Below are 8,688 nucleotides of genomic sequence, written 5' to 3'. Positions count from 1 at the left end.
TATCACGGGGCGCGACCCGGGGGCGGTGCGCCGCCGAGTCGCCGACCTTGGCATAGCGCACGCGATCTATGGGGCAAACGACAAGCTCAGCGCCGGCGAATCCATCCGGTCGCTGCTGGGTCTGGAATGGCCCCAGATCGCGGTCATTGGCGACGACTGGCCCGACCTGCCCCTGCTCGCCCGAGCCGGCTTCGCGGCGGCGCCGGCCAACGCGCACATCGAGGTGCGAGCGATCGTTGATCACGTCACCGGGTCGGCCGGAGGGCACGGCGCGGCGCGCGAATTCTGTGATCTGCTGCTGGTGGCCTCTGGCCGCTATGCAGCGCTGCTGCAAGGGCATCTGACAACGCTCGACGACGGCAGTGCCGCCGCGCCGGCATGAGCTGGCGTTGCGCCGCTGCAAGCGAAACGAGCAACGCAGCGCCCACATTCGAGGGCCTTCCCGTGGCGCTCGTCGTGCGCCCATGAGCGAGCGCGACGTTGGCGAGGACGCACCGTTCAGCGAGCTGGCACCGCTGACGCCACGCAGCAGCACGATGGCCGCACTCAAAGGTCCGTGGAGTGCGCGCGCCTGGGCGCAGACGGTGAACGCCTTGCCGGTGCTGTTCATGGCCGTGCTGGCCGCAGCGAGCTGGTGGCTGGTAAAGAATTCGCCGCTTCCCGGCGATGCTCGCCAGGTCGCGGCACCGCGACATGAGCCCGACTACACCATGCGTGGTTTTGCCCTCAGTAGTTATGGCCAGAACGGCGCCTTGCGCTCGCGCCTCGAGGGCGACGTGCTGGTCCATTACCCGGACACCGATACCCTCGAAGTCGAGGGGGTGCGGCTGCGTGCGCTCGACGAGCGCGGTCGCGTCACGCTCGGCATGGCGCGACGCGCGCTCAGCAATGGCGACGGTACGCAGGTGCGCCTGAGCGGCAACGCACGCGTGGTGCGCGAGCCCGGGCCCGACGAGGCGCCGAGTGCTCGCGTCGAAATACGCGGCGAGTTCCTCGAGCTGTTCACCGAAACCGAGCGAGTGCGCTCGCACCTGCCGGTGACCGTGGTGACCGAGCGGGGCGAGACACGCGCCGGCAACATTGACTACAACCACAACGACCGCAGTGGTCGCTTGGGCGGCCGCGTCACCGGTGAGTTGCGACCGGTACCGAGGTAGAGCAATGGCCGTGCCTTTTGTGTTCATTACCGGCGCCTCCAGCGGCATCGGTCAGGCACTCGCCGCGCACTTTGCGGCGGCCGGCTGGCGGCTGGCCCTGGTGGCGCGGCGCGCGGGCAAGATCGAGGTTTGGTGCCGCGCTCGAGGCGGGCCCGCCGAGCGCTGGGAGGTTTACGGCGCCGCCGTGCGTGACATGTCAGCCATCACCGCGGCGGATCGTGACTGCCTGGAGTGCCAGGGACTGCCGGCCGTGGTGATCGCCAATGCCGGCATCAGCGTCGGTGTCGACACCGACGAAGCACGAGACCTCGAGGTGATTCGCGCCACCTTCGAGACAAACAATTTCGGCATGGCAGCCACCTTCCAACCGTTCTTGAAGCCGATGCGCGAATTGCGTCGCGGCACCCTCGTCGGCGTGGCGAGCGTCGCGGCGATTCGCGGCTTGCCCGGCCATGGGCCTATTGCGCCAGCAAGGTCGCAGTCGTGAGCTACTGTGAAAGCCTGCGCGGAGAATGTCGGCCTTTCGCGTTGCGCGTCGTGACGCTGGTGCCTGGCTACGTCGCCACGCCGCTGACCGCCGGCAACCGCTACGGGATGCCGTTCCTGCTCACACCCGAGGCATTCGCCGAGCGAGCTTTCCGCGCCATCGAGGCAAGGTCAAGCTACCGGGTCATACCGTAGCAGATGGGGATTGTGGCCAAACTCTCGCGCTTGCTGCCCAACGTGCTGTTCACCGCTTGCTGGCCGGTCGCAGCCGCAAGAAGCGACAGGTTGAGTAACCGCAGTGATCAAGAAAAAAGCGGTGGGCCGCAAAGCACCACCGCTTGCTCGCCACCCTGCCATTCAGCAAGGTCCGGCGCGAGGGCCGGGTTCAAACGATTAGCTCAGTAGCCGCCGCGGCCACCGCCGCTGCCGCCGTAGCCGCCACCACCGCTGCGTCCACCGCCGCCACCACCGCCGTAGCCACCACCGCCGCCGCTGCGCCCACCGCCGCCGCCGGTTGAGCCACCACCGCCGTAGCCACCACCACCGCCGCTGCGGCCGCCGCCACCGCCGTAGCCACCACCGGTCGAGCCACCACCGCCGTAGCCACCACCACCTGCGCCGCCACCACCGCCACCGCCGTAGGGACCGCGAAAGCCACCCGGACGCTCCTCACGGGGGCGGGCTTCGTTCACGACGATGGCACGACCTGACATCGACTGCCCGTTCATGCCTTCGATGGCAGCCTGGGCCTCGGCATCGGTGCCCATCTCGACGAAGCCGAAGCCTTTCGAGCGGCCGGTGTCACGATCCATCATGACCTTGGCCGAGGTCACTGTGCCAAACTCGCCGAACGCCTGCTGGAGTTCATCGTCACGTACACCGTAGGCCAGATTGCCTACATAGAGCTTATTGCCCATGGGAGAGCGCCTTTCATTCTCTGTAAACGGTACCGCGGTACCCCGAACGTCTGTGGAGCCTCGACCTGTTGGAACCGAACCAGAAAAGGCGCCGCATCCAACCACGCCAAGTCATTATGTGTGAACCTGTGAGTTTGGGTGCGCGATGCAAGCGGGAGTGTTGTATCGGCGCCGTCCGCGCATGAGCGCCGAGTCTGCGCGCATTGCCAGCTTGGTACCGAGCCTCACTGAGCTGCTGGTGGCGCTCGGCCTGGGGCCTCGTCTCGTGGCGCGCACCGGTTTTTGTGTTCACCCGGCCGACGCGGTGGCGTCGGTGCCGAAGGTCGGTGGCACCAAGGACGTGAACCTGGCCAAGCTGCGCCGCCTGGCGCCGAGCCACGTGCTGCTCAATATCGACGAAAACCGGCGGGAGACGGCCGACGCCCTGAGCGCCTTCGTGCCGCATGTGATCGTGACCCACCCGTGCGGCCCGCGCGACAACCTGGAGCTGATCGATCAGCTTGCGCACGCATTCGCCGATGAACCGGGCGTGGCCGAGCGCGCCGCGGCTCTGCGAGCCGAGCTGACGCAGGAGCTGGGACTGTGCGCCGCCGGCCACTGGGAGCCGCAGCGCGTGCTCTACCTGATCTGGCGTGACCCGTGGATGACGGTGGCGCGCGACACCTACATCGCACGGATGCTCGCTACGGTCGGCTGGCAGACGCAGCCCCCGATCGCGGGCGGGCCTTGCGGCGCATCGCGCTATCCGGTCGTGGCGATGGGGGCGCCCTGGCTGGCGGGTGTGGACCGGGTGTTGCTGAGCAGCGAACCCTATTGCTTTGATGCGGCGCATTTCGCCGAAGCACAGGCGCTGTGCCCCGGTGCCCGCGTTCAGCCTGTCGACGGCGAGTTGATCAGTTGGTATGGCCCGCGCGCCGTTGCCGGCCTTCGCTACCTGCGCGCACTCGCCGGTTCGCCCTGAATCGGCAAGCGCGCGCCGGGCGGCAGAATCCCGGCAATGGACCTCAAGCGGCTGATCGCCATGCTGGCGATCGTGAACCCGATCGGCGCGATCCCGTTTCCCATCAGTTTTACGCAGTCTTTTGGCCGCGCCGAGTGGCAGCGCACCATCCGAGTGAGCGCCTCAGTGCCTTCATGGTGATCGCAGTCAGTGCGCTGACGGGCCTGAGGATCATCAAGTTCTTCGGCATTAGCATCGCGTCGTTCCAGATCGTCGGTGGCGGCATGCCGCTGCTGATCAGCTCGTTGCAGATTGCTCAACGTCCGGCCCGCCGAGACCAGCCGGGAGGGACGTGCTCACCGGCCCGCCCACCATGAGGCCGGCGTCAACATCATGATCCGCCTGAGGGGGCTCGTCCTCGCTGCCATGGCGGTCCAAACTGTTCCCGGTGCTCGCTGCGGCCAGCTCGGGGTAGGTCAATAGTCAATGACAGACGACAACACTTTCGACCACATCATCATCGGCGGCGGAACGGCCGGTTGCTTGCTGGCCAACCGCCTGAGCGCTGACCCGCGCAAGAGCGTGCTGCTGATCGAGGCCGGCGGACGCGACGACTATCACTGGGTGCACATTCCGGTCGGCTATCTGCACTGCATCGGCAATCCGCGCACCGACTGGCTCTACCAAACCGAGCCCGACCCGGGCCTGAACGGCCGCTCACTGCGCTATCCGCGCGGCAAAGTGCTGGGCGGCTGCTCCAGCATCAACGGCATGATTTACATGCGCGGGCAATCGCGCGACTACGACCAGTGGGCCGCGCTCAGCGGCGACGAAGCTTGGCGGTGGGACGCCTGCCTGCCGTTTTTCAAGCAGCACGAAGACCACCACGGTGGGGCCGACGCGATGCACGGCGCGGGCGGCGAATGGCGCGTCGAGAAGCAGCGTCTGCACTGGGACGTGCTCGAAGCGTTTGCCGAAGCGGCCCAGCAGGCCGGTATTCCGGCCTGCAGCGACTTCAACCGCGGCAACAACGAAGGCGTGGGCTACTTCGAGGTCAACCAGCGCGCCGGCTGGCGCTGGAATACCGCCAAGGCTTTCCTGCGCCCGACCTGCTATGGCCGCATGAACTTCGAGATGTGGACCGGCGCCCAGGTGACGCGGCTGCTCATCGAGCGCAACGACGACGGCAGCCTGCGCTGCAGCGGCTGCGAAGTGACGACGGCGCATGGAGTAGAGACTGCTCGCACAACGGGCGAAGTGCTGCTCAGTGCCGGCGCGATCGGATCGCCCCAGATCTTGCAGCTCTCGGGCCTCGGGCCGGCGCCGCTGCTGGCCCGCCACGGCATCGCGGTTCATCACGATCTGCCCGGTGTCGGCGAAAATCTCCAGGACCATCTGCAGATCCGCGCCGTGTTCGGCGTCGAAGGCCCCAAGCGGCGTGGCCTGACGCTCAACACCCGGGCCGCCTCGTTTTGGGGCAGGAGCCTGATCGGGCTGGAGTACGCCCTCAGGCGCACCGGCCCGATGAGCATGGCGCCATCGCAACTGGGCGCCTTTACCCGGTCATCGCCGGAGCGCGAATGGCCCAACCTGGAGTACCACGTGCAGCCGCTCAGCCTCGAGGCGTTCGGCGAACCATTGCATACCTTCGATGCCTTCACCGCCAGCGTCTGCAATCTCAATCCGGGCAGCCGGGGCACGGTCCACATCACCAGCCCACGCGCCGGGGACGCCCCGGCGATCGCGCCGCACTACCTGTCCACGCCCGAGGATCGGCAGGTCGCCGCAGACAGCCTGCGCGTGACACGGCGCATTGCGGCGCAGCCGGCGCTCGCGAAGTACCGACCCAGGGAGATCAAGCCCGGGCCACAGTTTCAGAGCGACGAAGAGCTGGCGCAGCTGGCCGGCGACATCGGCACCACCATCTTCCACCCGGTGGGCACCTGCAAGATGGGGCGCGCGGACGATGAAGCGGCGGTGGTCGACGCGCGGCTGCGCGTGCGCGGCCCCGGCGGCTGGATCTGCGGGCTGCGGGTGGTCGACGCCAGCGTCATGCCGACCATCACCAGCGGCAACACCAACAGCCCCACCTTGATGATCGCGGAGCGCGCGGCGGCCTGGGTCCGTGCCGAACACGGGCACCGGCGCTGATGTCGCACGCCAGCTCGGCGAAGGAAAACCCCGATGCGAGGTCTGGACGCGCTACCTAAAGTCCGCCCACTCGCATCGGGCCAACCCCGTCACGCGGGGTTCGAGGAGACAAGCAAAGACGCGCGGGCCATCGCATGACCGCCGCAATGATGACAAGTAAACAAGCACGACGCGGGCCTACCAGCCCGCGCCTGGAGAGCGCCGGTACCCCCGGCGCTCTTTTGTTTTTGAAGCGCGCTCGGCATGCTCGACCTTGACCTTGCCATCATTGCGCTTGCCTCGTTGTTCGCCGGCTTCGTCGATGCCATCGTCGGCGGCGGCGGTCTGATCCTGGTGCCGGCCCTGTTCGGCGTTTTTCCGGGCGCAGCGCCGGCCACACTGTTCGGCACCAACAAGGGTGCGGCGGTCTGGGGCACAGCATGGGCGACGCTTCAGTACGCGCGCCGCGTCACCCTGCCCTGGCATGCGCTGCTGCCGGCCGCCGCCGCCGCCCTTGTGGGCAGCTTCGCCGGGGCTTGGAGCGTCACTGCGTTCAGCGCCGACAGCTTGCGGCGCGCTCTGCCGCTGGTGTTGCTGGTCGTGTTGATCTACACGCTGGCCAGGAAGGACCTCGGTCGTTTGCATGCGCCGCGCCATGCCGGCCACATCGAGGCCGCCTGGGCGTGTGGGATCGGCGCCGTGATCGGCTTTTACGACGGCTTCTTCGGCCCCGGCACCGGCAGCTTCTTCGTCTTCCTGTTCGTGCGCTGCCTCGGGTATGACTTCCTGCATGCCAGCGCCAGCGCCAAGCTGCTCAACACGGCCACCAATGTCGCCGCGATCGCCGCTTTTGCCTGGAAGGGCCATGTGTGGTGGCACCTGGCGACGGTAATGGCGGTGGCCAACGTCGCCGGCAGTCTGTTCGGCACACGCCTGGCGCTGCAGCACGGGGCCGGCTTCGTGCGGGTCATATTCATGCTGGTCGTCGCGGCGCTGATCGCCAAGACCGGCTACGACGCGTTCCTGCGCTGACATGACGCGGGGGGCGGCGCGAAGGAGGGCACCTCGACGCTGCCTGCTGCTCATTGGCAAGAGCTCGTGCGCGCCATGCCGACCGCCACGACGCTCGCGCACAATGCGCGCGGATGAAGGCCCTTTCGGTATTGGTCGTCCTGTTCGCCACGGTGCTGGCGCTGCCGATGGCAAGCGCTGCGCCGGCCAGCGAAACGCTGCGGGCCTGCCGACTCGGCGCACTCAGGCACGAGCTACTGTGCGGCCGGTTGACGCGGCCCCTCGACCCGGCCCGACCGAGCGGCCCGACGATCGAGCTGCACTACGCGGTCATCCCGGCCGCCGCACGCAGTAAACATCCCGACCCGGTGTTCGTGCTGGCTGGTGGCCCGGGACAAAGCGCTGTTTCGTTGGCCGGCAACATGCTGGCGCTGCTACAGCGGTTGAACAACCGCCGTGACCTGGTGCTGATCGACCAGCGCGGCACCGGTCGCTCGGCGCCGCTGGTCTGCGAAAGCGACGAATCGCTGTCGCTGGCGGAGCGTCTCGACAGCGCGCGCGCCATCCAGCGCCTGCGCGCCTGCCGCACCCGGCTTCAGGCGCTGCCGCACGGCGACCTGCGCTTCTACACGACGACGATCGCGATGGCCGACGTCGATGCGGTTCGCGAGGCGCTCGGCGCGCCGCAGATCAACCTGGTGGGTGCCTCCTACGGCACGCGCGCGGCGCTCGAATACCTGCGTCTTTATCCGGGGCGCGTGCGCCGCGCGGTGCTCGATGGTGTGGCGCCGCCCGACATGGTGCTGCCCGCCAGCATGGCGACCGACGTTCACCATGCGCTCGAAGCCCTGTTCTCCGATTGCGAGCACGACCCGGCCTGCAACAGGCGCCGCCCCGACCTGCGGGCGCGCTGGCAGGGCCTGCTCGACTCCCTGCCACGCGAGTTCAGCGTCGCCGATCCAGCCAGCGGGGAGCCGACGTCGATCACGCTTACAGCCGAGACGCTGGGCGCGGCCGTGCGCGGGCCGCTTTATGCACCGGCGCTCGCTTCGGCGCTGCCGTTCGCCATCGACGAAGCTGCGGCCGGGCGCGCCATGCCGCTGTTCGGCTTGGCCACCAGCCTGGGCGGCGGCGTGCGCGCGACGCGCATTGCCGAAGGCATGCATTTCTCGGTGGTGTGCGCCGAGGACTATCCGTTGTGGATGCTGCAGAAGACGCAGGTGCCCGCGTCGAACGTGTTCGCCCAAGCCTTTGCGCGGCCCTATGCCGAACTCTGTCGCGACTGGCCGCGCGGCGCCGTCGAGCCGGCGTATTACACGATCGGCCCCAGCGCTGCGCCAGTGCTCGTCTTCAGCGGCGGCCTCGACCCGGTGACGCCGCCGCGCCATGGCGAACGGGTGACCCAGGCGCTCGGCGCTCGTGCGCGCCATGTGGTGGTGGCCAACGCCGGCCACGGCGTGATGAGCATCGGCTGTGCGCGCGACGTGCTGCAACGCTTCATCGATGCGTCGACCCACGCAGAGGCGCTGGCCGTCGACGTGGCCTGCCTGGCCGGGCTGCCGCGACCCCCGGCTTTCGAGCCGGCGCGCGCCGCAGCGGTGTTGCCGGCCGGAGCACCGCGGTGATCCGCGTCGACGCCGTGCACAAGCGCTTTACCGTGCCGGCACGCGGCTGGCGGCGTGAGCGCGCGGCGCCGGTGGTGGCGGTCGAGCAGGTGAGTTTCGTCGCGGGCGATGGCCGTATCACCGGTCTGCTCGGGCCTAACGGCGCCGGCAAGACCACCACGTTGCGCATGGTGGCCGGCTTGATCGAGGCCGACGGCGGCAGCATCGAGGTCGACGGCATCGACGCCCGGCGCGAGCCGCAGCGGGCGCTGCGTCGCATGGGCGTGCTCAGCGACGCGCGCGGGCTGTACCCGCGGCTGACCGCGCGCGAGAACAACGTTTATTACGGCGCGTTGCAGGGTCTGGGCCGTGACCAGGCCGAGGCGCGGGCTGAGTTTTTGGCCGAGATGCTGGCCTTCAAGCTGCTGCTCGACCGCCGCACC

The 8,688-nt window shown here is 68.5% G+C and carries 10 protein-coding genes and 1 pseudogene; 10 read left to right on the top strand and 1 reads right to left on the bottom strand.

Going from position 1 to position 8,688, the window contains the following annotated elements:
* The 3 genes and pseudogenes from RMO12_RS14465 to RMO12_RS14455 form a co-directional block, all read left to right on the top strand.
* Positions 1–382, top strand: a 382-nt coding sequence (locus RMO12_RS14465; protein ID WP_309639823.1) for an HAD hydrolase family protein, incomplete at its 5' end; no start/stop codon positions are given.
* An 82-nt stretch (positions 383–464) separates the two neighbouring features.
* A complete protein-coding gene (gene lptC, locus RMO12_RS14460) occupies positions 465–1,157 on the top strand; it encodes an LPS export ABC transporter periplasmic protein LptC (RefSeq protein ID WP_309625479.1) in 693 nt (230 codons plus the stop codon).
* A gap of 4 nt (positions 1,158–1,161) precedes the next feature.
* A pseudogene (locus RMO12_RS14455) lies at positions 1,162–1,936 on the top strand (SDR family oxidoreductase).
* A 105-nt stretch (positions 1,937–2,041) separates the two neighbouring features.
* On the opposite strand, the gene RMO12_RS14450 reads toward RMO12_RS14455, so the two are convergent.
* Positions 2,042–2,560: an RNA-binding protein gene (locus RMO12_RS14450; protein ID WP_309639822.1), complete on the bottom strand. Its 519-nt coding sequence runs from the start codon at positions 2,558–2,560 to the stop codon at positions 2,042–2,044.
* Between the two features lie 181 nt (positions 2,561–2,741).
* On the opposite strand from RMO12_RS14450, the gene RMO12_RS14445 reads away from it, so the two are divergent.
* The 7 genes from RMO12_RS14445 to RMO12_RS14415 all read left to right on the top strand — a co-directional run.
* A complete protein-coding gene (locus tag RMO12_RS14445) occupies positions 2,742–3,521 on the top strand; it encodes a helical backbone metal receptor (protein ID WP_309625481.1) in 780 nt (259 codons plus the stop codon).
* Positions 3,522–3,557: 36 nt separating this feature from the next.
* A complete protein-coding gene (locus RMO12_RS14440; protein ID WP_309625482.1) occupies positions 3,558–3,701 on the top strand; it encodes a hypothetical protein in 144 nt (47 codons plus the stop codon).
* A complete protein-coding gene (locus RMO12_RS14435; RefSeq protein WP_309639821.1) occupies positions 3,695–3,877 on the top strand; it encodes a hypothetical protein in 183 nt (60 codons plus the stop codon). Before RMO12_RS14440 ends, RMO12_RS14435 begins: the two co-directional genes overlap by 7 nt.
* A gap of 109 nt (positions 3,878–3,986) precedes the next feature.
* Entirely contained in the window at positions 3,987–5,651 is a 1,665-nt protein-coding gene (locus RMO12_RS14430; protein ID WP_309639820.1) for a GMC family oxidoreductase N-terminal domain-containing protein, read from the top strand.
* A 243-nt stretch (positions 5,652–5,894) separates the two neighbouring features.
* Entirely contained in the window at positions 5,895–6,662 is a 768-nt protein-coding gene (locus RMO12_RS14425; RefSeq protein WP_309639819.1) for a TSUP family transporter, read from the top strand.
* Positions 6,663–6,775: 113 nt separating this feature from the next.
* A complete protein-coding gene (locus RMO12_RS14420) occupies positions 6,776–8,266 on the top strand; it encodes an alpha/beta fold hydrolase (RefSeq protein WP_309639818.1) in 1,491 nt (496 codons plus the stop codon).
* Positions 8,263–8,688 (top strand): ATP-binding cassette domain-containing protein (locus RMO12_RS14415; protein ID WP_309639817.1); only part of this gene is annotated, 426 nt, incomplete at its 3' end. The genes RMO12_RS14420 and RMO12_RS14415, both read left to right, overlap by 4 nt.

This window comes from Methylibium sp. (genome assembly GCF_031393925.1).
Classification (GTDB): Bacteria; Pseudomonadota; Gammaproteobacteria; order Burkholderiales; family Burkholderiaceae_C; genus Methylibium.
Note: the sequence above shows the minus strand (reverse complement) of the source record. Positions and strands in the feature narration are given on the sequence as shown.